Annotated in this window: 24 protein-coding genes; 13 read left to right on the top strand and 11 right to left on the bottom strand. The window is 66.8% G+C overall.

All coding sequences use genetic code 11. From position 1 onward, the window contains the following. Nucleotides 1-68: 68 nt before the first annotated feature. A complete protein-coding gene (locus tag AC1RQF_RS02125; RefSeq protein WP_492871195.1) occupies nucleotides 69-734 on the top strand; it encodes an O-methyltransferase in 666 nt (221 codons plus the stop codon). Between the two features lie 47 nt (nucleotides 735-781). Here the strand turns inward: AC1RQF_RS02125 and AC1RQF_RS02120 are convergent, their stop codons facing one another. Beyond that, nucleotides 782-1267, bottom strand: coding sequence for an Lrp/AsnC family transcriptional regulator (locus tag AC1RQF_RS02120; protein ID WP_273997407.1), 486 nt, complete (start codon nucleotides 1265-1267; stop codon nucleotides 782-784). A gap of 461 nt (nucleotides 1268-1728) precedes the next feature. Between AC1RQF_RS02120 and AC1RQF_RS02115 the strand changes: the two genes are divergently transcribed. Beyond that, nucleotides 1729-2649: a LysR family transcriptional regulator gene (locus AC1RQF_RS02115; RefSeq protein WP_492871194.1), complete on the top strand. Its 921-nt coding sequence runs from the start codon at nucleotides 1729-1731 to the stop codon at nucleotides 2647-2649. 22 nt (nucleotides 2650-2671) lie between these two features. Here AC1RQF_RS02115 and AC1RQF_RS02110 read toward each other — a convergent pair whose 3' ends face one another. After that, entirely contained in the window at nucleotides 2672-2941 is a 270-nt protein-coding gene (locus AC1RQF_RS02110; RefSeq protein WP_492871193.1) for a hypothetical protein, read from the bottom strand. Between the two features lie 644 nt (nucleotides 2942-3585). Here AC1RQF_RS02110 and AC1RQF_RS02105 point away from each other — a divergent pair. Beyond that, complete coding sequence (locus tag AC1RQF_RS02105) at nucleotides 3586-4368, top strand: ABC transporter substrate-binding protein (protein WP_273997404.1); 783 nt, start codon at nucleotides 3586-3588, stop codon at nucleotides 4366-4368. A gap of 90 nt (nucleotides 4369-4458) precedes the next feature. Here AC1RQF_RS02105 and AC1RQF_RS02100 read toward each other — a convergent pair whose 3' ends face one another. Further along, on the bottom strand, nucleotides 4459-4944 hold the full coding sequence (locus AC1RQF_RS02100) for a DM13 domain-containing protein (protein ID WP_273997403.1): 486 nt from the start codon (nucleotides 4942-4944) through the stop codon (nucleotides 4459-4461). A gap of 271 nt (nucleotides 4945-5215) precedes the next feature. Between AC1RQF_RS02100 and AC1RQF_RS02095 the strand changes: the two genes are divergently transcribed. After that, nucleotides 5216-6331 carry a succinylglutamate desuccinylase/aspartoacylase family protein gene (locus AC1RQF_RS02095; protein WP_273997401.1) on the top strand — a complete coding sequence of 372 codons (1116 nt, stop codon included), beginning with the start codon at nucleotides 5216-5218 and terminating at the stop codon, nucleotides 6329-6331. 114 nt (nucleotides 6332-6445) lie between these two features. Here AC1RQF_RS02095 and AC1RQF_RS02090 read toward each other — a convergent pair whose 3' ends face one another. Continuing rightward, nucleotides 6446-7255, bottom strand: coding sequence for a MetQ/NlpA family ABC transporter substrate-binding protein (locus AC1RQF_RS02090; RefSeq protein ID WP_492871191.1), 810 nt, complete (start codon nucleotides 7253-7255; stop codon nucleotides 6446-6448). 301 nt (nucleotides 7256-7556) lie between these two features. Here AC1RQF_RS02090 and AC1RQF_RS02085 point away from each other — a divergent pair, with 301 nt between their 5' ends. The 4 genes from AC1RQF_RS02085 (at nucleotide 7557) to aac(6') (ending at nucleotide 10122) form a co-directional block, all read left to right on the top strand. Beyond that, nucleotides 7557-8696: a porin gene (locus AC1RQF_RS02085; RefSeq protein WP_273997397.1), complete on the top strand. Its 1140-nt coding sequence runs from the start codon at nucleotides 7557-7559 to the stop codon at nucleotides 8694-8696. Between the two features lie 204 nt (nucleotides 8697-8900). Beyond that, the gene (locus AC1RQF_RS02080; protein ID WP_252982881.1) at nucleotides 8901-9161 is read left to right on the top strand and encodes a DUF2866 domain-containing protein; all 261 of its coding nucleotides are present in this window, start codon (nucleotides 8901-8903) and stop codon (nucleotides 9159-9161) included. Between the two features lie 90 nt (nucleotides 9162-9251). Beyond that, nucleotides 9252-9632, top strand: a complete 381-nt coding sequence (locus AC1RQF_RS02075; RefSeq protein ID WP_252982880.1) for a DUF6232 family protein — start codon at nucleotides 9252-9254, stop codon at nucleotides 9630-9632. A gap of 31 nt (nucleotides 9633-9663) precedes the next feature. After that, nucleotides 9664-10122, top strand: coding sequence for an aminoglycoside 6'-N-acetyltransferase (gene aac(6') / locus AC1RQF_RS02070; RefSeq protein ID WP_492871190.1), 459 nt, complete (start codon nucleotides 9664-9666; stop codon nucleotides 10120-10122). Nucleotides 10123-10201: 79 nt separating this feature from the next. On the opposite strand, the gene dhaL is transcribed toward aac(6'), so the two are convergent. The 7 genes from dhaL to AC1RQF_RS02035 form a co-directional block, all read right to left on the bottom strand. After that, nucleotides 10202-10852 (bottom strand): dihydroxyacetone kinase subunit DhaL, encoded by a 651-nt coding sequence (dhaL, locus tag AC1RQF_RS02065; protein WP_273997393.1) that lies wholly within the window; start codon nucleotides 10850-10852, stop codon nucleotides 10202-10204. Then, on the bottom strand, nucleotides 10849-11853 hold the full coding sequence (locus tag AC1RQF_RS02060) for a dihydroxyacetone kinase subunit DhaK (protein ID WP_273997392.1): 1005 nt from the start codon (nucleotides 11851-11853) through the stop codon (nucleotides 10849-10851). The genes dhaL and AC1RQF_RS02060 overlap by 4 nt, the downstream gene beginning before the upstream one ends. A 3-nt stretch (nucleotides 11854-11856) precedes the next feature. Then, nucleotides 11857-12999 (bottom strand): MDR/zinc-dependent alcohol dehydrogenase-like family protein, encoded by a 1143-nt coding sequence (locus AC1RQF_RS02055; RefSeq protein WP_492871189.1) that lies wholly within the window; start codon nucleotides 12997-12999, stop codon nucleotides 11857-11859. A gap of 61 nt (nucleotides 13000-13060) precedes the next feature. Next, a complete protein-coding gene (locus AC1RQF_RS02050) occupies nucleotides 13061-13831 on the bottom strand; it encodes a GolD/DthD family dehydrogenase (RefSeq protein WP_273997389.1) in 771 nt (256 codons plus the stop codon). Between the two features lie 11 nt (nucleotides 13832-13842). After that, the gene (locus AC1RQF_RS02045) at nucleotides 13843-14868 is read right to left on the bottom strand and encodes a substrate-binding domain-containing protein (protein WP_273997388.1); all 1026 of its coding nucleotides are present in this window, start codon (nucleotides 14866-14868) and stop codon (nucleotides 13843-13845) included. 30 nt (nucleotides 14869-14898) lie between these two features. Further along, complete coding sequence (locus tag AC1RQF_RS02040; protein WP_273997387.1) at nucleotides 14899-15876, bottom strand: ABC transporter permease; 978 nt, start codon at nucleotides 15874-15876, stop codon at nucleotides 14899-14901. Nucleotides 15877-15884: 8 nt separating this feature from the next. After that, entirely contained in the window at nucleotides 15885-17366 is a 1482-nt protein-coding gene (locus AC1RQF_RS02035) for a sugar ABC transporter ATP-binding protein (protein WP_492871188.1), read from the bottom strand. A 275-nt stretch (nucleotides 17367-17641) separates the two neighbouring features. Between AC1RQF_RS02035 and rpiB the strand changes: the two genes are divergently transcribed. The 5 genes from rpiB to AC1RQF_RS02010 all read left to right on the top strand — a co-directional run bounded on the left by rpiB (nucleotide 17642) and on the right by AC1RQF_RS02010 (nucleotide 22900). After that, nucleotides 17642-18136, top strand: coding sequence for a ribose 5-phosphate isomerase B (rpiB, locus tag AC1RQF_RS02030; protein ID WP_273997384.1), 495 nt, complete (start codon nucleotides 17642-17644; stop codon nucleotides 18134-18136). A 34-nt stretch (nucleotides 18137-18170) separates the two neighbouring features. Beyond that, nucleotides 18171-19133 (top strand): sugar-binding transcriptional regulator, encoded by a 963-nt coding sequence (locus AC1RQF_RS02025; RefSeq protein WP_273997383.1) that lies wholly within the window; start codon nucleotides 18171-18173, stop codon nucleotides 19131-19133. Nucleotides 19134-19251: 118 nt separating this feature from the next. After that, nucleotides 19252-19479, top strand: a complete 228-nt coding sequence (locus AC1RQF_RS02020; protein WP_273997382.1) for a hypothetical protein — start codon at nucleotides 19252-19254, stop codon at nucleotides 19477-19479. An 88-nt stretch (nucleotides 19480-19567) separates the two neighbouring features. Further along, complete coding sequence (locus AC1RQF_RS02015) at nucleotides 19568-20227, top strand: methyltransferase family protein (RefSeq protein ID WP_492871187.1); 660 nt, start codon at nucleotides 19568-19570, stop codon at nucleotides 20225-20227. 405 nt (nucleotides 20228-20632) lie between these two features. Next, nucleotides 20633-22900: a TonB-dependent hemoglobin/transferrin/lactoferrin family receptor gene (locus tag AC1RQF_RS02010; RefSeq protein ID WP_273998296.1), complete on the top strand. Its 2268-nt coding sequence runs from the start codon at nucleotides 20633-20635 to the stop codon at nucleotides 22898-22900. Nucleotides 22901-22940: the final 40 nt, after the last annotated feature.

The following is a 22940-nucleotide window of genomic DNA, read 5'->3' as shown; positions in this document are numbered from 1 at the left end:
AAACCTGAATGATTAGTCGTATTCTAGACATGCGCATCGATGCCTTCAACCCTTAGACGGAGTCCCGCATGACCACCTTGACCACCTCCCCCGTCGCGCCCCTGCTGGCGCGCCTGTTCGCCGAATCCGACGCGATCACGCCCAGGACGCACCCCGTCCTGGCGGCCCTGCCGCCCGAGGAGCACACGCGCCTGATGCAGAGCAAGACCGAATATTTCGATCTATACGGACAACTGAAAGATGTGCCGATCCCGGTCTCGCGGGATACCGGCGCGCTGCTCTACATGCTCGCCCGCGCCGGCCGTGCGCGGACCATCGTCGAGTTCGGCCTGTCGTTCGGCATCTCCACGCTGCATCTGGCGGCGGCGTTGCGCGACAACGGCGGCGGCCGTCTGATCACGACCGAGTTCGAGCCTTCCAAGGTCGAGCGGGCGCGCACCAACCTGACTGCAGGCGGCCTCGTCGATCTCGTCGAGATCCGCGTGGGCGATGCGCTGCAAACCTTGGCGCACGATCTTCCCGACGCCATCGACCTGGTGCTGCTCGACGGCGCGAAGGCGCTCTATCCTGACATCCTGAGCCTGCTCGAACCGCACCTGAAGCCGGGCGCGCTGATCATCGCGGACAACGCCGACTACAGCCCCGAGTATCTGGCGCGCGTGCGCACGCCCGCCGGCGGCTATCTGTCGGTTCCGTTCGGTGACGAAGTCGAGCTGTCGATGCGGCTCGGTTGAAACCGCGTTGAGGCGGCGGCGGCGCGCAACCGCGCCGCTGCCCGATCTCAGCCCGCGGGCGCGGGCGCGTCGACCAGGTCGAGCACCGATCCGTCACGCTTGAGCGTCGCGAGCACGACGTTCGACTGGATCGACATCACGCCGGGCGCGCGATGCAATTCGTTGATGACGAATGCAGAGTAATGTTCGAGGTCTCGCGTGCGCACGGTCAGCACGTAGTTCGACGCGCCGGTCACGACCTGGGCCGACACCACCTCGGGCCAGTTCATGATCGCCTCGCTGAAGCGATCGTGCCAACCCGGATCGTCCTGTCGCATCGACACATGCACGTGCGCCTCGAATGCGACGCCGACGCGCTTGGCGGCGATCGCGCAGCGATAGCCGTCGATGATTCCCGCCTCCTCGAGCAGCTTCACGCGCCGCAGGCAGGCGGACGGTGAAAGCGCCACGGCGCTCGCGAGATCCTGGTTGCTGATGCGTCCATCGCGTTCGAGCTGACGCAGGATGCGCATGTCGGTGCGATCGGGGTTCATGTCGCGGATTCCGTTGGTCTCGTTTTGTTGTGGCGCAGATTCTACTGACGAACCCTGCCGCTGTCCGTGAATTCGAACGTTCATTTTATTTTTCCGCCGCTGCCGTGCGGGACGGGGCGCTCGGCATCGCGATGGCTGTGTCGATTTCGGCGCGTGGGACACATGGCCGAAGATCTTCAGTGTGCACGACGCGTTCTTAATCAGTTCGCCGCCGCTGTTAAGCATGTGCGGGTTCCCGTGGCAGGTCCGCCCTCGGCGCAGTACCGATGCGTACCGTGACCCGCACCGAATCGTCCAGGTGGAGATTCGGCTTGCCGTTCCTCGTTGCATTGTCGATCACCCCTGTGCACGGGTATCGCCGCCGGTCCGTTCGATCTGCGCTGGGCGCCGCGCGGCGCGCGAACGGGTGAACGGCCGCGTTGTAGGACAATGAACGCGCCCGCCTCTCCGGACGCCTCTCGATGACCCGCCCCCGCAACTACCTGAACCTCACGCAACTGCAGGCCTTCGTCGCCGCCGCGCATCACAAGAGCCTGCGCGCCGCCGCGCGCGAACTCGGCGTCACGCAGCCGGCGATCACGCACACGATCCGCGAACTCGAACATGCGCTCAACGCGGAACTGCTCGCGCGCAGCGTGCGCGGCGTCGAGCTGACCGCCTGCGGCCATGCGCTGCTGCCGCGCGCCGAGCAACTGCTCGGCGACATGCGCCGCACGGTGGAAGCGGTGGAACAGGTGAAGGGCGAGATGTCGGGCCGGGTCGCAGTGGGCACGATGCCGTCGATCGCCTTGACCGCGCTGCCGCGCGCGGTCGTGAAATTCCGCGCGGCGATGCCGAACGTGAGCCTGTCGATGGAGGAGGTGACGGTGCCCGACGCGCTCGCGCGGCTGCGCAACGGCACGCTCGACATCGCGGCCATGCACCACATCCCCGCGCTCGATCGCGACTTCACCCAGGCCCCGCTGTTCTCGACCGAGTTCGTCGTCGTGATGCGCGAGGGTCACCCGCTCGCGCACGCGCACCGGCTGTCCGAACTGCTCGACGCCGAATGGATCCTCACGGTGGGCGCGGACCAGTTCCCGCACAGCGTGATGATGACGATGTTCAATGCGCACGGGCTGCCGCTGCCGAAGCGGATGCTGCGCGCGCCGTCGTCGTTCGCGGTCACGCTCGGCCTCGTCGCGCACTCGGACGTGATCGGTTGCTTCACGAAGCCGCTCGCCGAGGTGGTCGCGCCGCTCGGCATCCGCGCGGCGCCGCTCGACGATGCGCTGCCGAGCTACGACCTGTCGATCCTCGCGCGCCGCGATTTGCTGCCGACGCCCGCCGTCACGCAGTTCACCGCGTGCCTGCGGCAGGCGGTAAGCGAAACGCTGGGGTGATGAGGCGGGGGCTTGCGCGGGATCAAGGTTCGCGGCGATGGCGTTGCCGGAGCCGCCGCGGAATCCAGCCGGCCAATATGACGAACGGCGTCCAGATCAGGTAGCCGACGACGGCAAGCGCGTCGACCGCCTGCTCCTGGTTTCTTGCGCCGTAGAGGCCGTGGATGAGGTTCGCGCATTCATCGCTGATCGATGGGAAGGGGATGATTCTCCCCAACCATGGATTGACGAGGATGGATGAGATCGACAGGGCCGCCAAAAGCAAACCCGCGAACTTGACAGCCTTTTTCATCGCACCTTCAATATTCCCTCAGCCGATACCGATGAAGCCGAAAATCGCTCCGCTCGACACAATTGCATAATGTCCAGTCATCGATCTTCCCGTCATCCACGAATAACACAACCGAACTTGTCTCTCGTTTGACGATATCCGTGATCGGTCCGCCCCTTCATCCCGACGGTCTATCGGCAATGAAATACCGTGCTTTCGGCATCGATCCGCAACCATTCATACATTGATACGCCCGCTCATTCTTATCCCGCCCTCTCCCGGGAAATGTCTTGAATGTCCTGGACCCATACCTGATTGATAAATATTCCTGGCCATTCAAAACAAATGCCAAGTCCATCGCCTCTCCCCAAGAATTCCCAAACTATCTCCCCCTTGAAATGAAAACCATGAGTCCGATCTGAAACCGGCAAACCGCCCCTTACACAAACGCGCACGCGCAGCCCCCCGCCCGGCAGCGCTTCCCCCCGTCCCCCACCGCCATCAGGTCTTCCACTAAGCCGCTGTGCACAATTTTGTCTTGATAATGTTCGCGGAACGTTCGTCCGCACCCGGACGGGCGCCCTGCCCGCCCGGCCAGCAGCCGCGCCGGAGCGCAGCGTTCGCGGAATCCCGCGCGCAAACCACGAACTACACGAGGAGTCACAGTGAAAAAAATCGTAGCGGCTTGGACGGTCGCCATGCTTGCCGTCTCGGCGGGCGGCGCCTATGCGAAGGACTGGACGACGGTCCGTTTCGGCGTCGACGCGAGCTACCCGCCTTTCGAATCGAAAGCCGCGGACGGCAAGCTGGTCGGCTTCGATATCGATCTCGGCAATGAGATCTGCAAGCGCATCGCCGCCAAATGCGTGTGGATCGAGAACGACTTCGACGGCATGATCCCCGCGCTGAAGGCGCGCAAGTTCGACGGCGTGCTGTCGTCGATGTCGATGACCCCGCAACGCGCGGAGCAGATCGCATTCTCCTCGAAGCTGTTCAACACGCCGACCCGCCTCGTCGAGAAGAAGGGCCTCAACCTGATGCCGACCGCCGAATCGCTGAAGGGCAAGACGGTGGGCGTCGAGCAGGGCACGATCCAGGAAACCTACGCAAAGACCTACTGGGCGCCGAAGGGCGTGAAGGTCCAGCCGTACCAGAATCAGGACCAGGTGTACGCCGACCTGATCGCCGGCCGCCTCGACGCCACGCTGCAGGACGCCGTGCAGGCCGACATCGGCTTCCTGAAGACGCCGCGCGGCGCGGGCTACGCGTTCGCCGGCCCGGACCTCGACGATCCGAAGACGCTCGGCGAAGGCGCGGGCGTGGGCCTGCGCAAGGAAGACACAGACCTGAAGGCGAAGATGGACAAGGCAATCGCCGACATGCGCAAGGACGGCACCTACGACAAGATCGCGAAGAAGTACTTCGCCTTCGACGTCTACGGCAAGTAAAGCCCGTCGACGCCGCGCCCGGCGCACCCGCGCCGGGCGCCTCGAACAGCCCGCCCGGCCCGCGCCGCGCGGGCTGTTTTCATGTCGCGCTCAGGCATCGCCCGCGCCCCGGTACTGCGCGGCGCCGATGAAGCGCGAGAAGCGCTCGCACCAGATCACCACCGTCGTATAGGCGCCGGCATCGACGTCGGACGGAAGCGGCGTGCGCGACGCGCCGAAGGTGCGCAAGGCGCCCACCTGCCGCGCGCGCGCCTTCAGCGCGAGAAACGCCGGCCCCGAATCGACGAACTCGGGCACGAGGTAGACCCGGTAGTCCGGCCCGGGCGCGACGCGCCCGTCGAACACCAGCGCGTCATCCGTGACCGCGAGCGCGCCGTCCGCCCAATGCAGCGCATCGCTGCCCGGAAGATCCCGCACGAAATGTCCGCGATAGCGCGCCTCCTGAGCCGCCGCGCGCGCGTCGGCCGCGCTGAGGCCCGGGCCGGCCGTCAGGATCGGCAGGGTGTAGACGCCCGCGCCAAAGCCGACGGCCAGCATCGCCAGGTGGGTGCAGATCAGGATCAAGGGGCGCTTCATCGTCTCGATACTCCATCGCGCGCGCCGACGGGGTGCCGGCGCGATCATCTCGGCGCGCCGCGACAGCGACGCCTCTCCCATGGTCGGCCGACCCGCCCGAATCTGACAAAAAACCGTCACAACCTCTCCGCTTTCCCGCCAAACCCTTGATTCAAATGAGAAATCTCAAGCGTTTGCCGCGCGCTTGGTCGGTGTGCGACGGGCAACGTACAATCGTCCTTCCACTGACATCGTTCGAACGATCGCAGCCGCTGCGCCGCTCATACCAAACATGCAAACGCAGACCCATCCGCTGATCTCCCCCTCGCTCGGCACCGAGCGCCACCTCACGAGCTTCCACTACGGCCCGCGCAGCGGGAAAAAGGTGTACATCCAGTCGTCGCTGCACGCCGACGAACTGCCCGGCATGCTGGTCGCCACGCTCCTGCGCCGCAAGCTCGCCACGCTCGAAGCCGCCGGCCGGCTGCGCGACGAGATCGTCGTGGTGCCCGTGCCGAATCCGATCGGCCTGTCGCAACACGTGTTCGGCGACCACCTGGGCCGCTTCGAGCTGGGCTCGATGCAGAACTTCAACCGCAATTTCCACGATCTCGCCGCGCTGGTGGCGCCGCGCATCGAGTCCCGGCTGACCGGCGACGCGACGAAGAACCTCGCGGCGGTGCGCGCGGCGATGCGCGAAGCGCTCGACGAGCAGAAGCCGCGCACCGAGCTGGAGTCACAGCGCCTCGCGCTGCAAAAGCTCTCCTACGACGCCGATATCGTGCTCGACCTGCATTGCGACAGCGATGCGGTGATGCACCTCTACACGAATCCGGAACTGTGGGAAGAGGTCGAGCCGCTCGCGCGCTACCTCGACGCACAGGCCTCGCTGCTCGCGCTCAATTCGGTCGGCAATCCGTTCGACGAGATCCACAGCTTCTGCTGGTCGGACCTGCGCGGCCGCTTCGGCGACCGCTTCCCGATCCCGAACGGCTCGATCTCGGTGACGGTCGAGCTGCGCAGCGAGCGCGACGTCTCCTACGAGCTGGCCGAACGCGACGCTCAGGCGCTGCTCGACTACCTGACCCTGCGCGACGCGATCGACGGCACGCCCGCGCCGCTGCCGCCGCTCGCCTACCCGGCCACGCCGCTCGCCGGCACCGATCCGCTCGTCGCCCCGGTGTCGGGGATCATCGTGTTCCGCACGGCGGTCGGCGTGTGGATCGAAGCGGGGCAGGCGGTCGCGGACATCGTCGACCCGCTCACCGACCGCGTGATCACGCTGAAAAGCAGCGTGTCGGGCGTGCTGTATGCGCGTCAGATCGCGCGGTTCGCGACGGCCGGCATGGAAGTCGCGCGCATCGCCGGCGCGACGCCGATCCGCACGGGCTCGCTGCTGTCCGCCTGAGCACCGCGTCAAAACGCGATCGCCCGCGCCAGGCGGACGATCGCGGACAAGCTGCAACCGGCAGGATCACGGCCGGATTTCACGCACGGGCAGCGGGCAGCCCGCGCGACCGGCTCAGAACGCGGGAATGATCGCGCCGTTGTACTTCGCGTCGATGAAGCGGCGGACATCCTCCGATTCATACGCGGCCACCAGCTTTTTCACCCACGGCTTGTCCTTGTCCTGCGCGCGCACCGCGATCAGGTTCGCGTACGGGCCCTTCAGGTCCTCGACCGCGATCGCGTCGCGCACCGGCGTCAGCCCGGCTTTCACCGCGTAATCGGTATTGATCGATGCGGCGTCGAGATCCGGCAGCGCGCGCGGCAGTTGCGCCGCATCCAACTCGACGAGCTTGATCTTCTTCGGGTTCTCGGCGACATCGAGCGGCGTCGCATTGACGCCGTTGACGCCCGCGCCCGGCTTCAGCTTGATCACGCCGTACTTCTGCAGCAGCAGCAGCGCGCGGTTGCCGTTCGACGGATCGTTCTGGATGCCCACCTTCGCGCCCACGGGCAGATCCTTCAAGCCCTTGATTTTCCTGGAATAAAAACCCATCGGCATGACGTAGGTCAGGCCGGCGTTGATGATCTTGTAGCCGCGCTGCTTGATCTGGCTGTCGAGGAACGGCTGGTGCTGGAAGCCGTTCGCATCGAGATCGCCCGCGTCGAGCGCGGCGTTCGGCTGCACGTAGTCGTTGAACTCGATCACCTTGAGCGTGAGCCCGTCGCGCGCGGCGACCTTGGTCACCTCGGTCCAGATCTCCGCGTCCGGCCCGCTCATCGTGCCGACCTTGAGCACCTGGCCGCCCGCGTGCGCGAGCGTCGCCGACAGCGCCAGCGCCGCCCCTACCGCCACCAGGCGAGAAATAGAAGCAAAACCTTGCATAGTTGGGTCCCCTTATCCCGTTTGTATCGTGCGCGCATCGTGGCACGCAAGCAGATAGGGTCAAACCAAATATTTCTGCTACGCTTATTCCGCCTCGGCCGGGATCGTCCTGCGAAATCGATATAACTGCCGGTCACACAAGCGACGATCATGAGCTGTGGCGCGGGCGCGACACTCCATTAATATGACAAGAGCTGTCACATTCATTACGCGCCTGACCATTACAGTGCGGTCCGTTCCTTCCAGGCGCCACGAGAGCGCAGTGGAACCGCATTTATCTTTCATTCGCTCGGAGATTCCTTTGAACAAGAAACTGTTGACCACCGCTGTCCTCGCCGCGACCGCGACCGCCGCCCACGCGCAGAGCAGCGTGACCCTGTACGGCGTGATCGATGCCGGCGTCAGCTATGTCAACCACGTGAAGGTGGGGAACGGCAGCGGCAAGCTGTTCAAGTACGACGACGGCGTCGCCCAAGGCAGCCGTTGGGGCCTGCGCGGCACCGAAGACCTCGGTGGCGGCCTGAAGGCGATCTTCGTGCTCGAAAACGGCTTCAACAGCGGCAACGGCACGGCTGGCCAGGGCGGCGCGATGTTCGGCCGTCAGGCATACGTCGGCCTGTCGCACAACCAGTACGGCACGGTCACGTTCGGCCGCCAGTACTCGTTCTCGACCGACATCCTCGGCTCGAACTACTCGACGGGCGGCAACACGGTCGCGGGCAACTACGCGTACCACGTCAACGATATCGACCAGCTGACGTCGAGCCGCATCAACAACGCGGTCAAGTACCAGAGCGCGAACTACGGCGGCCTGACGTTCGGCGCGTTGTACGGCTTCTCGAACACGACCTCGTTCGCCGGCTCGCCGACGGGCTCGTCGACGGCTTCGTCGCGCGCATACAGCTTCGGCGCGAACTACGCGAACGGCCCGTTCTCGATCGGCGCGGCGTACACGGACATCCGTTACCCGTCGGCTGCGTCGCCGTCGTTCTCGACGAACATCGCGGCAGTCGCGATCTCGAACGTGCAGGACCTGAAGACGTACGGCGTCGGCGGCCGCTACGTGTGGGGCCCGGCAACGGTCTGGGCGCTGTGGACGCGCACGCAGTTCACGACGATCGGCACGTCGGCAGGCGCGTCGTACAACGCGTATGAAGCAGGCGGCAAGTACGCGTTCACGCCGGCACTGTCGGCTGCGCTGGGCTACACGTACACGAGCGCGCAAAACAACGGCAACTCGTACCACTGGAACCAGGCCAACGCCGCGCTCGACTACGCGCTCAGCAAGCGCACCGACGTCTACGGCCTCGTGATCTACCAGAAGGCATCGGGCAACACGCAAGCGCAGATCGGTTCGAGCGCATCGAGCTTCTTCACGCCGTCGGGCACGGGCACGACGAACCAGATCGCTGCCCGCGTCGGTATCCGCCACAAGTTCTAAAGCGTTCGCTTAACTCGCGGCACACTACGGCAGAAACGCCCCGCAATCTTGCGGGGCGTTTTTTTATTCCTTTTAAGTTTCGCTTAATTCTGGGCTGCGAGGATGTCTTCACCCCCCCTGTTGGCCGCCTGAGTACCGGCGGCATTTTTTTATCCAGATGAAGGCGGCCCCGCCGCCCAACGCAAGACAGGACCGGAGGCGACGATGATCGAAGATACCGTTTATTGCCACCTGCACACGATTCTCACGCGCCAGCACGCGTTACCGGTTCAAAGCTGCCGCGTCTCGGTCGAGATGCAACGCCCGTGGGGGCGTCCGTACCGGCTCGTCGAATGGACGATGCACCTCGACGCGCCCGCGCGCCGGCAGGTCGTACCCGCCGAATCCACCGAGGAAGAGATTGCCGAGGTGGTCGCCGCGCACGTGCCGGGCCGGCTGTACGGCGAGGGCGCCGTGCGCTTCTAGCGAGCGGCGGCGCGTTCGTGCGGCATCGCGCCTCGTGTGGCGCGGCGATGAAGTCTGTTACCCTGCGCGTTTTCCGCACGGTCTGACATGATGGAAAACGCTTTCAACGAACGCGGCGTGATGGTCACGCGCAATGGTCTTTCCGCCGCCGGCCAACTGTTCGCGCTGCGCGACATCCGCGGCGTCGAAGTGCTTACCGTGAACAAGAACCGGGTCGTGCCGATCTCGATCTCGCTGCTCGGCGCGCTGGCCGCGATCGTGGGCGGTGTGTACGGCTCGAACGTCGCGCTCGTCGCCGGCGTGATGCTCGTCGTGGTCGGCTATCTGGCATGGACCACGCAGGACGTCACGCACCGGCTGATGGTCGACATGACGGACGGCAAGCGCGAGGCGCTGTCGAGCGTCGATCTCGACTTCGTCGAGCGGGTCGCCGAGGTCGTGCGCGCGGCGCGCGCCGCGAACGCGGCCTGAACGCGCGCTGAACCACCTACCCGCTGCTCCCATGTCCGGCTTCGCGATACGCGCGGCGACCGACGCCGACCTCGATGCGTGGCTCGCCTTGCGCCGCGCCTTGTGGCCGCACGCGGACACCGCCGCGCATCGACGCGAGATCGCGCAGCAACTCGCCGATCCCGCGCGCCACGCGGGCTTCATCGCCACGGCGCCCGACGGCGCGCCGCTCGGCTTCGCCGAAGTCGCATTGCGGCACGATCACGTGAACGGCTGCGACACCTCGCCGGTGCTGTTTCTCAAAGGCATCCACGTGACGCCCGCCGCGCGCCGGCAGGGCGTGGCGCGCGCACTGTGCGCGGCCGCCGCCGCGTGGGGCCGGCAGTGCGGCTGCGAGGAGTTCGCGTCCGACGCCGCCGTCGACAATCCGGCCGCGCATGCGCTGCATCGCGCGCTCGGGTTCGATGAAAGCGAGCGGGTGGTGTTTTTTCGGAAACGGTTGAGCGGTTGAGCGGTTGAGCGGTTGAGCGGTTGAGCGGTTGAGCGGTTGAGCGGTTGAGCGGTTGAGCCGGGCGCCGCCCGGCACGACCTCACCGCAAGCGCGCGCCGATCGACCCGGCCATGCTGCACAAGATCAGGCAGCACGAGGTCGCCCCCGCATCCAGCGTGCCCACCGATCGCTCGCCGAGACGCGCCGCCCGCCCGATCTTCGCCTGCAACCAGCGCGTCGACGCCTTCCCGCGCTCGGCCGCCGCGCTCATGGCCGCCAGCGCGTGCCGGAAATCCTCGCCGCTGTGCACCGCCTGATGAAAGGCGGCGTCCGCCGGCACAAGCGTATCGATCAGCGTCTTGTCGCCCACCTCGGCATCGCTGAGCGACCGCACCCCGCTCAGCCCCGCCGACAGCGCCGCGCCGAACAACGGCGCATCGAGCGTGTCCCGCCCCTTCAGCTCCGCCGCGAACGCCATGAAGAAGCTGCCGTAGAGCGGCCCCATCGAACCGCCAATTCCGTCCAGCAACGCTTCGGACAGCAAACCGAGCGCATCGGGCAGGCTCGTGACGCCCAGCGCATCGAGATGCGCCCCGCACTGGCTGAAGCCCTTGTGCATGTTCACGCCGTGGTCGCCGTCGCCGATCGCCGCGTCGATCTCGGACAGCTGATCGCGGTGCTGACGAATCACGTCCACCAGTTCACGAACGACGTAGCCGGCATCGCCGAGCGGCAGGGTCTGCGCAGTCATGTCGATTCTCCCTGGACCAGGCCGATGCTCGCGCACGGCGCGGCGAACAAGTCCCTCAGTTCCTGGTCGAGCCGCGTGACGGTCAAGGTCACGCCCATCATTTCAAGCGACGTGAACAGATTGCCCACCCGCCGGAAACCGATCCGGATGCCAGCGGCCGCCAGTTGCTCCGCGACCTCCGCATACAGGATGTACTGTTCCATCAGCGGCGTCGCGCCGAGCCCGGACACCAGCACCGCGACCTCCTCGCCGCGTTCGAGCGGAAAATCCGGCAGCACGATGTCCAGCATCAAGGCGGCCATGTCCCTGGCCGGCACGGTGCGCGCCACGCGCACGCCGTGCTCGCCGTGATGGCCGATGCCCAGCTCCATCTCGCCGTCCGCGATATGGAAGTTCGCCTTGCCGTTCGCCGGTATCGTGCACGCGGACAGCCCGATGCCGACCGAGCGGGTCTGATCGATCGCCTTGCGCGCGCTCGCGATCACGGCGTCGAGATCGCCGCCCGCCGCGGCCCGCGCGCCGCCCGCCTTCCACATCAGGATCTCGCCCGCCACGCCGCGGCGCTTGTCTCGCTCGGTCTTCGGCGCGGATGCGACGTCGTCGTTGGCGACCACGGTCCGCACTTCGATGCCCTGCTCGGCCGCCATCTTCATCGCGAGCTTCACGTTCATGTTGTCGCCCGCGTAATTGCCGTACAGGCACGCGACGCCCGAGCCGCCATTCGCGCGCTTGAACGCATCGAAGAAGCTTTTCGCGGTGGGCGAGGAAAACACCTCGCCCACCGCGGCCGCATCGACGAGGCCCGGCCCGACATAGCCGAGGAACGCCGGCTCATGCCCCGATCCGCCGCCCGTGACGACGCCGACCTTGTTCGCGATCGGCCGGGCGACGCCAATCACGCGCGGATTGCGCGGATCGAGCGACAACGCCGGATGCGCGGCGATCACCCCACGCAGCATGTCCTCGACGACGTAGTCGGGATCATTGATGACACGATTCATGTTTCACCCTCTTGGATCCAGGACAACCTTCAGCGATTGCTCGCCGCGTTCCATCACGGCGAACGCGTCGGCGAAGCGTGACAGCGGAAACGTATGCGTGACGATCCCGCGCATGTCGATCTTGCGCGACGCGATGAAATCGATCGCGCGCGGATACATGTAGGGGCCGAGATGGGAACCGAGCACGTCCAGCTCCTTGCGGTCGCCGATGATCGACCAATCGACGGTCGCGTCGTCGTTGAATACGCTGAATTCGACGAAACGACCGAGCTTGCGCAGCATCGACAGGCCCTGGTTGACCGCGCGATGATGGCCGGTGGCCTCGATATAGATATCGCAGCCGTAGCCGTCGGTGAGCGCGTGGATCCTGTCGATCACGTTCTCCTCGGCCGGATTCCACACCTCGTCCGCCCCCATGCGCCGGGCGAGCGCCGCGCGCTCCGGCTTCATGTCGAGCACGATCAGGCGTTTCGGATTCCGCATCCGCACCGCGCCGACGATGCCGAGCCCCAGCGTTCCCGCGCCGGCGACCACCACCACGTCGTCGAACCCGACGTTCGCGCGATCGGCCGCGTGCAGCGAGCACGCCAGGGGCTCGATCAGGATCGCCTCATCGGGCGGGATCGAATCGGGCACGCCGTGCACGATCGCTTCGCGGGTGAAGATCATGTATTCGGCCATCGCGCCGTGCACGTTCTTCTGAAAGCCGTACAGATCGTGTTTCTGGCACATCCAGTATTGGCCGTGGTTGCAGAAGCGGCAGCCCCAGCACGGCACGATCTGCTCGGAAATCACCCGCTCGCCGACCCGCACGCCGCGTCGCGCGGCATTCGCCCCGAGCACGACGACGCGGCACACGAATTCGTGCCCCGGAATCATGGGCGGCTTCACGTAGCGCGGCTGCACCGCATTGCCCCAGAACGACGGCGCGCCGCGATAGGTCTTGATATCGCCCATGCAGATGCCGACGCGCTCGACCCGCGTCAGGATCTCGTCCGGCCCCGGACGCGGCACCGGCACCTGTTCGAGCCGGTAGTCCTCGGGCCCGTGGCACACGACCGCGCGCATCGTCTCGGGCAAGGGGCCCGGTTCGTGCGTCGCGTCAATGGTTTGGGGCGGCACGGCCGCCTCGGCTGTCGACGTCATGAAACGCCTCCTGGGTGATGCTGTTTCGCACTCGATATGCGCGGCGCGGCGCCGCGCGCGTTCAACGCACCGTGTAACCCCCGTCGATCACGACGTTCTCACCGGTGATCATGGCGGCGGCGCCGCTCAGCAGATAGAGCACCAGCGCGGCGATCTCGTCGGGCTGCGCGAACCGCCCGGCCGGAATCTCGCGCCGCGCGCGTTCGCCCGCCTCGCCCGCCCACGCCTGCTTCCCCAACTCGGTCTCCACGATGGTCGGCGACACCGCGTTGACCGCGATCCCGTGCGGCGCCCATTCGAGCGCGAGCACCTTCGTCATGCCGACGACCGCGGCCTTGCTCGCGCAATACGCGGCGTGCCGTTCCAGCCCGACCACGCTCGCCTGCGAGGCGAGATTGACGATCCGCCCGCCCCGCCCCTGCGCGATCATCGCGCGCGCCGCCGCCTGCGCCACGAAGAACGACGCCTTCAGGTTGATCGCCATCGTCGCGTCCCATGCGGCCTCGTCCACGTCGAGCGCTTTGTCGAGCAGGGCCACGCCGGCGCTGTTGACCACCAGGTCGAGCGCGCCGAAATGCGCCGTCACGCGTTCGACGCCCTCGCGCGCGGCCGCGCCGTCGCCGAGGTCGAGCACGAAGCCCCGATGCCGGCCGGCCCCGCCCGGCAGCGCGGCCGCGATCCGTTCGGTGTCCGGATGACGATCGCCGAGCGCCACCCGCGCGCCGCGCGCGGCCAGCAAGGCCGCGCACGCATGACCGATCCCCGCCGCGCCGCCCGTGACGAACGCGACGCGCCCGTCGAAGTCGAACGCCTTGTCCCAGAAGTGGCTCATCGCGTTCCCGTTCATCCGCCCGTGACCTGTTTGTACAGCGCATCCGCGTTGTCCGGCGTCACCGGCACCCACGGCAGGATGTAGCGCTTCGCGGTGCCGCCGTCCCACTTCAAATCCTTCGCATAGCGCTGCCAGATCACCGACTGCGGCTTGTAGTCCGCGCCGACGAGTTGCCGCAGCACGAGATCGAGCGCGCCCTGGGACTGCGCCTGCGCATCCTGCAGGAAGGTGGTGAGTTCCCCGCGCTTCGCGGCCTGGATCGCATCGGGCATCCCGTCGATCGACGTGATCGGAATATCGCGGGCCGTGAGCCCGCGGTTCTTGATCGCCTGCAGCGCGCCGAGCGCCATGTCGTCGTTCTGCGCGATCACGCCGCCGATGCCCTTCGGATGCGCGTTCAGCCAGTCCTCCATCAGGTTCATCGCCTCCGCGCGCGACCAGTTCGCGGTTTTCTTCTCGATCACCTTGATGCCCGGATATCGGGCGAGCACCTCCATCTCGCCCTGCTCGCGATCGATCTGCGCGGATTGGCCGATCGGCCCCTGGATGATCACGACATTGCCCTTGCCGCCGAGCCGCTTCGCGAGCGCCTCCGCCTGCAAGCGCCCGCCCTGCACGTCGTCGTTGCCGATGTACGGCACCTTCGGCGTCGCGAGCATCGTGTTCGACGCCACGAGCGGCGTGTCGGACGCGGCCGCGCGCGCCGACACGCCGATGCCCGCCTTCGTATCGATCGGCACGAACAGGATGCCGTTGTACTGCTGGGTCAGCATCGTCTCGATCTGGTTGTTCTGGGTCAGCGCGTCGTAGTTGCCGTCGAACACCGTGAGACGCACCATGCCGCTTTTCACGGCCGGGTGCGCCTTGATCTCGCGTACCCAGTTCTGCATGAATTGCCCTTTCATCCCGTACACCGCCGCCCCCACGCGATACGGCGCACCCGCCGCCTGCGCCACGCCGTGCGTCACCGCGATGGCCAGCGTCGCGCCGAGCGCCGCCGCGACGGCGCGCCCGAGCCAAGTCCTGCGTGTCTTCATGTCGTCTCCTCCGGATGGGAATGCGCTGGATCAGCGCTGCTGCTTGCGGGCGACGTCGATCAGGACGGCCAGCACGATGATGAGTCCCTTGGCGATCTGCTGGTAATACGAGGACACGCCGAGCAGATTCAAGCCGTTGTTGATCACGCCGATCAGCAGCGCGCCGAACAGCGTGCCGATCACGCCGCCCTGCCCGCCCGACAGGCTGGTGCCGCCGATCACCACCGCCGCGATCGCGTCCAGTTCATAGGACACGCCGGCCTGCGGCAGCGCGGATGTCGTGCGCGCGGCGAGGATCATCCCGGCGAGCCCCGCGAGCGCGCCGGACACCACGTAGACCGAGAACACCACCTTGCGCACGCCGATCCCCGACGTGCGCGCGCTCTTCTCGTTGCCGCCGACCGCATACAGATAGCGCCCGTAGGTCGTATAGCGCAGCACCCACCAGCAGGCGAGCGCGACCGCCGCGAAGATCAGCACCGGCATGCCGAGCGGCCCGAGCCGCGCGACGCCGAGCGCGAGATAGCCGTCGGGCAGGTTCGCCACCGGGCTGCCGTCGTTGACGATGTAGGTGACACCGCGCGCGACGCTCAGCATCCCGAGTGTCGCGACGAACGGCGGCACGTTGAAACGCGCGATCGTCGCGCCGTTCAACGCGCCGAGCAACGCGCCGCACCCAACGCCCGCCGCGAGCGCAGCCGCCAGCCCGTAACCCGCCGCCGCGACCAGCCCGCTCACGATGCCCGCGAGCGCGAGCACCGAGCCCACCGACAGGTCGATGCCCTTGGTCAGGATCACGCAGGTCATGCCGACCGCGAGAATGCCGTTGATCGAGGTTTGCCGCAGGATGTCGCTCCAGTTCCGCCAGGTCAGGAAATACGGGCTCGCGAACGCCAGCACGATGCACAGCGCGACGAAGATCAGTGGAATGCCGAAGCGGCTCGCGCACTCGGCAAGATTCACGCGGGACGGCACGGGCTCGGGGCGGGACAGGATCTGGCTGGGCATGTCGACTCTCAGGAGGCAAGGTGGAGCAGGGATTCCTGGGGGGCGTGCGCGCCGTCGCAGATCGCCGCGACGCGCCCACCCTTGAACACCGCGATGCGGTCTCCGAGCTGCAACAACTCGGGGGCTTCCGACGACACGACGATCACGGCGCCGCCGTCGCGCGCAAACGCATCGAGCAGGCGGTAGATCTCCTGCTTCGCGCCTTCGTCGATGCCGCGTGTCGGTTCGTCGCACAGCAGCAGCGTCGGCTGCGTCGACAGGCACTTGGCGAGCACCACCTTCTGCTGGTTGCCGCCGCTCATCATGGCGACCGGCATCCGCAGCGACGCGGCCTTGATCCGCAGTTGCCCGACCATCCGCTGCGCCAGCCGCCGCACGCGCGCGCCGCGCACGACGCCGCACCAGGCGAGCCGCGGATAGGCCGCGAGCGCGATGTTGTCCTGCACGCTGCCGCTCAGCACGAGCCCCGAGTGCTTGCGATCCTCGGTGACGAGCGAGACGCCGGCCGCGATCGCGCGCGCCGGGTTGCCCTGCGGCAAGGGCCGGCCGTTCAATTCGAGCGTGCCCGCGTCGGGGCGCGTGAGCCCGTAGAGGCAATTGAGGAATTCGCTGCGGCCGGAGCCCATCAGGCCGTAGATGCCGAGGATCTCGCCGCGCCGTACGTCGAGCGTCACGTCCTGAAACTCGCCCGCGCGCGACAGGTTGCGCGTCGCGAGACTGGGCGCGCCTTGTGCCGCGCGCCGCGTGGGGGCCGCCGCGGGCGGCGCGCGGCCGATGATCGCGCGCACCAGGCGCAGGCGATCGATGTCCGCCATCCGGCCGCTCTCGACATACGCGCCGTCACGAAACACCGTGTAGTCGTCGGCGATCTCGAACAGTTCGCTCAACCGATGCGATACGTAGATGATGCCCGCGCCCTGCGCGGTCACGCCGCGGATCGCGGCGAACAAGGTCTCGGTCTCGCGCTCGCCGATCGCGGACGTCGGCTCGTCCATGATCATCACCCGGCAGTCGTGGCTGAACGCCTTCGCGATCTCGACGAGCTGGGTCTGCGCGAGGCTCAGCCGGTTCATCGGCGCGCCCGCGTCGATCGCGAAGCCGAGCCGGTCGAGCAGCGCCTGCGCGCGCCGCTTGAGGCTCCGGTAGTCGACGATCACGCCGCACCGCACCGGCTCGCGCCCAAGGAACAGGTTTTCCGCGACGCTCATCCCCGGCACCGGCGACAGTTCCTGCGTGATGATCGCCATTCGGTGCGCGAGCGCCTCCGCCGGCGAGGCGAAATCCACCTCGCGGCCGTCGACGCGGATCGAGCCCGCGTCGCGGCGCAGCAGGCCCATCAGGATGTTCAGGAAGGTCGACTTGCCGGTGCCGTTGCCGCCGCACAGCGCATGCACGCGGCCGGCCGCAAGCGTCAGGCGGCCGTCGCGCAACGCGCTCACGCCATTGAACCGCTTCGCCACCTGGCTTGCCTCGAGCAGAACGGATGTCACGATCACTCCTCGAACGATCGAATGAACTTTTGATCAATATCGATAATTTGATACATCGTGAGGTCATGGTAGCGATCGTAATTTTGCGGTGTCAATTACTGGTAAACACTAGGAATCATCTGTATATGCAGCGCAAACGCTTACCCATCAATGCGTTGGGTTGATTTGATGCTGCACCGAGCAAAAAATCACCTCTCAGCAAATGCTCGATATCATTGTTATAATTGCTCGCATCTGAACATTCGCGCATTCGATGCGCCTGCCCGGAGGCCCCCATGAAAGTGGCGATCGGCTGCGACGAAGCGGCCTACACGCTGAAAGAATCGCTCAAGGCCCACCTGCGCGCGCGGCACCCCGAGGTCGAACTGGTCGATTTCGGCACCCACAGCGCGGACGAATCGGTGCTGTATCCCGACATCGCGATCGAGGTCGCGCAGCGGGTCGCCGCCGGCGAGTTCGCGCGGGCCATCCTGCTGTGCGGCACCGGGATCGGCGTCGCGATCTCGGCGAACAAGGTGCCGGGCATCCGCGCGGCGCAGTGCCACGACACCTACTCGGCCGAACGCGCGCGGCGCAGCAACGACGCGCAGATCATCACGATGGGCGCGCGGGTGATCGGCGTCGAGCTGGCGAACAGCATCGTCGACGCCTGGCTTAAGGCAGAATTCGACGGCGGACGCTCCGGGCCGAAGGTAGAGCGCATCGCCGAATACGAACGCCGGGCCGGCGTCCCCCACGCCGGCCCGAACGACGCGCCGCGCAGCTCGTGACACGGCCGCGCGGCGCGCGCCAATCGACTACGACATGACAAACGAAGAACTCACGCAGCTCGCGACCTGCTATTACGTCGACGGGCTGACGCAGGAAGAACTCGCGCACAAGTTCGCGATCTCGCGCCCGAAAGTCGGCCGGATGCTGAAGCGCGCCGTCGAGGAGGGCATCGTCGAGATCCGCGTGCGGCACCACTCGCGCGCCGTTCAGGATCTGGAACAGGCGCTGATCGCGCATTTCGGCATCCAGCGCGCCATCATCTCCGTCGACCATCACAACCAGGACAGCCAGCGCGAACTGCTCGCGGGCCTCGTCGCGAGCTATCTCGACCGGGTGCTGGCCGACGGCTCGATCGTCGCGGTCGGCATGGGCCGCAACGTGAGCGCGGTATCCCGGCACGCCGTGTCGACCACGCAGCGACGCTGCTCGTTCGTCTCCGCGATCGGCGGCTCGTATCGCGGCGGCGAAACCATGAACGCCGACCACATCTGCCGGCAGCTCGCCGCGCGCTTCGGCGGCGAGAGCGAGACGCTCTACGCGCCCGCGCTCGTCAACGACCCGCAGCTGTTCAAGGCGCTGCTCGACAACGATGTCGTGCGCCAGTCGCTCGACAAGGCGCGGCGCGCATCGTTCGCGCTGGTGGGGATCGGCGACATCCTCGAGGACAGCAACATGGTCAGGATGGGCTGGTTCACGCCCGAGGAGATGGCCGAGGCGAAGCGCGCGGGCGCCGTCGGCGACATCATGGGCTACGACTTCATCAACCTGCACGGCGAGCCGACCACCACGATGCTGCGCGGGCGCGTGATCGGCCTCACGCTCGACGACCTGAAGCGGATCCCGAACGTGATCGCGACCGCGAGCGAGCCGACCAAGGCGACCGGCATCCTGGGCGCGCTGCGCTCGGGCGTGATCAATACGCTCGCGACGACGCAGTCGATCGCGCAGACCGTGCTGAGTCTGGCCGAAGCGACCGAACGGGGCGCGCGGCGCTAGGTGGCCCGGGCGCGCCCCGACCCGATGCCTCGGCAGCTTCGCTTCGCAGCGCCTACGATGGAAACAGCAAGCGCGAGCCCGATCCGGGCCCGCCTTGTTCCACCGATTGGAGGTCCGCATGAACACCACCGCGTTGTCGGGCGCGCTGCGCGCCCAGGAAATGCTGGTCGCGTCGATGGTCCGGGCAATGCCGGACGACCTGCGCCGCGCGCTCGTCGAAGGATTCCGGCAGCAGATCGGCTTCGCGGAGGACACGTCCCACGCGTCGCCCGCCGACAAGGAACTGCACGACGCGATGATCACCCACGCCAGGAAATTGCTGATCCGGATCGAATCGCTCGGATGAGGAAGCCGCCTGCGCGGCAGGCTCAGCCGCGCCTCGCCGTCCGCTCGGCCGCGCGGCAGGCCGGCCACGTCCACACGGTGAAACGCGCATGAAACTCAACCCCCAACTCACCCCCGCGATCCTCGTCTCGACCGCCGTTTACCTCGGTCTCGCGATCGTCGCCCGGGGCGGCGGCCGCGCCTTCTTCGCCGAACCCGCGCTCACGACCGTCGCGCTCGCCACCGTGGCGCTGGCCGTCGTCTCGTTGTTCTCGCAGGCCAACCTGAACCCCGGCGAACGCGAAGCGCGCACGAACCGCTGGGTGCTGCCCGTATTCGGCGCGCTCGGGCTGCTGTCCTGCGTCGTGCCCGCCTATTCCGACCGCGTGAACGTGTGGACCCTCGAAGGCGGCGCGGTGCGCTGGATCGGCGTCGCGCTCTTCGTCGCCGGCGGCGCGCTCCGCCTCGCGCCGGTGTTCCTGCTCGGCAAGCGCTTCAGCGGCCTCGTCGCGATCCAGCCCGGACATACCCTCGTCACCGGCGGGCTCTATCGCGTCATCCGCAATCCCAGCTATCTCGGCCTGCTGATCAACGGGCTGGGCTGGTCGCTGGCGTTCCGCTCGCTGGCCGGCATCGTGCTGACCGCGCTGCTGCTCCCTCCCCTCGTCGCGCGCATGCATGCCGAGGAAAAGCTGCTGCACGACCAGTTCGGCGACGAATACGACGCGTACCGCGCGCGAACCTGGCGCTTGATCCCCGGCGTCTACTGACCCAGCCAACCCTGCATCGGCGCAGGTGAAGCCCGCGCCGATCGTCTTTTCACCGAGCGACCGGGCCCGGCCTTTCGCCCTGCAAGCTTGATCATGCCCCTTCATTCCTCTGACGCCTGTGGGATAGACCGTTAGTTGCGATCATTCAAACGCCACCTCTTCCATCATCAATTCACGCCATCGGCTCGCATCTTGCAATGCTGACAAATATTGAATTGATAATCATTCTCAATTACACTTTCTCCCTGCCGCGATTTTTCTTTCGTTTCTTTCGATATCGCGCGTTCTATTTCGTTTTTTTCGACACGTCGCCCTGACCGGCGGCGCGGCCAGCCAGGTGTACGCGTTCACCCAGCCAGCCTTCGGGCTTAATCCACTGGGAGACCATCCGTGCATCCACATTTGTTGGCGCGGCGGCCGCTATGCGCCGCGCTATACGGCGTATTCAGCGTCTATGCCGCCGCCGCGCAGGCGGCGGGCGCCGTTGCCGATCCGTCCGTCACTGCCCAAGCCGCTACGCAGGCGATCCAGGTCGCGGCCGTCAAGCCGGGCGAATCATTCGATCCGATCGCCGTCACCGCGACGCGCACCGCGACGGCCGTCAGCCGCACCGCGGCGAGCGTGTCGGTGATCACCGCCGAGGATCTCGAAGAGCAGCAGGCCACCAACATCAAGGACGCGCTGCGCTATGAGCCGGGCGTCACCGTGCGGCGCACCACCTACCGTCCGGCGAGCGCCGCGCTCGCCGGCGGCCGCGACGGCGATTCGAGCATCAACATCCGGGGCCTCGAAGGCAATCGCGTGCTGCTGATGCAGGACGGCATCCGCCTGCCGAATTCGTTCGCGTTCGGCCCGCTCGAAGCCGGCCGCGGCGACTACGCGGACCTCGACACGCTCAAGCGCATCGAGATCCTGCGCGGGCCCGCATCGGCGCTGTACGGCAGCGACGGCCTCACGGGCGCGGTCAACTTCATCACCAAGGATCCACAAGACCTGCTGTCGGTCTACAACAAGAAAACCTACTTCTCGTTCCGGCCCAGCTACGACTCGACCGACCGCAGCGTCGGCGCGACCGTGTCGGCGGCGGCCGGCAACGATCTCGTGCAAGGCATGATCATCGCCGACGGCCGGCGCGGCCACGAGGTCGACACGCGCGGCGACAACAACTCGGCGTCCACCGCGCGCACCACCGCCAACCCGCAGGACACCTATACGGAATCGGTGCTCGGCAAGCTGGTCGTCACGCCCACCCGCCACGACACGATCAAGTTCACGGCCGAAGCCGTGCGGCGCCGGGTCGACACCAACGTGCTGTCCGCGATCAACCCGCCGACCACGCTCGGCCTGACCGCGAACGATCGCCTGGAGCGCAATCGCTTCAGCGTCGACTACGATTTCCACAACGCGGATGCGCGCTGGTTCCAGACCGCGCACGTGCAGTTCTACTACCAGGACGCGAAGCAGGAACAGTATTCGTTCGAGACGCGCGGCGGCCGCCTGCAATCGCGCTCGCGCGACAACGACTATTCGGAGCACACCTTCGGCGGCTCGGCGTTCGCGGAAAGCGGCTTCTCGACGGGCCCGTTCGCGCACAAGCTGCTGTACGGCGTGGACGGCAGCATCGCCCGCATCAAGAGCCTGCGCAACGGCACCGTGCCGGGCGTCGGCGAATCGTTCCCGAACAAGGCCTTCCCGGACACCGACTACACGCTGCTCGGCGCGTTCCTGCAGGACCGGATCAGCTTCGGCAAGCTGTCGGTCACGCCGGGCCTGCGCTACGACGCGTACCGCCTGAGCCCGGTCACGGGCGATCCGCTGTTCACCGGGCAGGCGGTGAAATCGAGCGACCATGAGCTGTCGCCGCGCGTCGCGGTGCTGTACGAGGTATCGCCCATGCTGATCCCGTATGCGCAGTACGCGCACGGCTTCCGCACGCCGACCCCGGACCAGGTCAACAACAGCTTCTCGAACCCGGTCTACGGCTATACCTCGATCGGCAATCCGAACCTGAAGCCCGAGACCAGCGACACCTTCGAGGCGGGCTTCCGCGGCACGCTCGGCACCGGCTACGGGCCGCTGCGCTACAGCGCGGCCGCGTTCACCGGCAACTACCGGAACTTCATCTCGCAGCGGACCATCAGCGGCAGCGGCCGTCCGAACGATCCGCTGGTGTTCCAGTACGTGAACTTCGCGAAGGCGCGCATCCACGGCTTCGAGGGCCGCGCCGAATGGGTGATGCCGAACGGCATCACGCTCAAGACCGCGCTCGCGTTCACCAAGGGCTCGACCCAGGACAACGGCGCGGCGGGCGAGCCGCTCAACACGATCAACCCGTTCTCGGCGGTGTTCGGCGTGCGCTACGAGCCGACCGAGCGCTGGTTCGTGCAGACCGACCTGCTGTTCCAGGCCGCGAAGAAGCAGCAGGACATCGCGTCCGATGCATGCGGCGCCGGCAAGACCTGTTATTCGCCGCCGTCGTCGTTCGTCGTCGACGTGCGCGGCGGCTATCGCTTCAACAAGCACGTGAGCGCCTATCTCGGCATCCACAACCTGTTCGACCGCAAGTACTGGAACTGGTCGGACGTGCGCGGCATCGCGTCCGATTCGAAGGTGCTCGACGCCTATACGTCGCCCGGCCGCAGCGTCTCGGTCAGCATGAAGGTGGATTTCTGATGCGGCCCGCCCACGCTTTCTTTTCATCCGGCAATCGAAG

The sequence above is a fragment of the Burkholderia sp. GW821-FHT14F03 genome (assembly GCF_058803765.1).
The sequence above is the reverse complement of the archived record's forward strand: the minus strand, read 5'-3'. Positions and strand labels throughout refer to the sequence as shown.

Bases quoted from the DNA above. Each gene is read 5' to 3' on its own strand.
- AC1RQF_RS02125 (WP_492871195.1), top strand. From the start codon at position 69: ATGACCACCTTGACCACCTCCCCCGTCGCGCCCCTGCTGGCGCGCCTG.
- AC1RQF_RS02120 (WP_273997407.1), bottom strand. From the start codon at position 1,267: ATGAACCCCGATCGCACCGACATGCGCATCCTGCGTCAGCTCGAACGC.
- AC1RQF_RS02115 (WP_492871194.1), top strand. From the start codon at position 1,729: ATGACCCGCCCCCGCAACTACCTGAACCTCACGCAACTGCAGGCCTTC.
- AC1RQF_RS02110 (WP_492871193.1), bottom strand. From the start codon at position 2,941: ATGAAAAAGGCTGTCAAGTTCGCGGGTTTGCTTTTGGCGGCCCTGTCG.
- AC1RQF_RS02100 (WP_273997403.1), bottom strand. From the start codon at position 4,944: ATGAAGCGCCCCTTGATCCTGATCTGCACCCACCTGGCGATGCTGGCC.
- AC1RQF_RS02095 (WP_273997401.1), top strand. From the start codon at position 5,216: ATGCAAACGCAGACCCATCCGCTGATCTCCCCCTCGCTCGGCACCGAG.
- AC1RQF_RS02090 (WP_492871191.1), bottom strand. From the start codon at position 7,255: ATGCAAGGTTTTGCTTCTATTTCTCGCCTGGTGGCGGTAGGGGCGGCG.
- AC1RQF_RS02080 (WP_252982881.1), top strand. From the start codon at position 8,901: ATGATCGAAGATACCGTTTATTGCCACCTGCACACGATTCTCACGCGC.
- AC1RQF_RS02075 (WP_252982880.1), top strand. From the start codon at position 9,252: ATGGAAAACGCTTTCAACGAACGCGGCGTGATGGTCACGCGCAATGGT.
- dhaL (WP_273997393.1), bottom strand. From the start codon at position 10,852: ATGACTGCGCAGACCCTGCCGCTCGGCGATGCCGGCTACGTCGTTCGT.
- AC1RQF_RS02060 (WP_273997392.1), bottom strand. From the start codon at position 11,853: ATGAATCGTGTCATCAATGATCCCGACTACGTCGTCGAGGACATGCTG.
- AC1RQF_RS02055 (WP_492871189.1), bottom strand. From the start codon at position 12,999: ATGACGTCGACAGCCGAGGCGGCCGTGCCGCCCCAAACCATTGACGCG.
- AC1RQF_RS02050 (WP_273997389.1), bottom strand. From the start codon at position 13,831: ATGAGCCACTTCTGGGACAAGGCGTTCGACTTCGACGGGCGCGTCGCG.
- AC1RQF_RS02045 (WP_273997388.1), bottom strand. From the start codon at position 14,868: ATGAAGACACGCAGGACTTGGCTCGGGCGCGCCGTCGCGGCGGCGCTC.
- AC1RQF_RS02040 (WP_273997387.1), bottom strand. From the start codon at position 15,876: ATGCCCAGCCAGATCCTGTCCCGCCCCGAGCCCGTGCCGTCCCGCGTG.
- rpiB (WP_273997384.1), top strand. From the start codon at position 17,642: ATGAAAGTGGCGATCGGCTGCGACGAAGCGGCCTACACGCTGAAAGAA.
- AC1RQF_RS02025 (WP_273997383.1), top strand. From the start codon at position 18,171: ATGACAAACGAAGAACTCACGCAGCTCGCGACCTGCTATTACGTCGAC.
- AC1RQF_RS02020 (WP_273997382.1), top strand. From the start codon at position 19,252: ATGAACACCACCGCGTTGTCGGGCGCGCTGCGCGCCCAGGAAATGCTG.
- AC1RQF_RS02015 (WP_492871187.1), top strand. From the start codon at position 19,568: ATGAAACTCAACCCCCAACTCACCCCCGCGATCCTCGTCTCGACCGCC.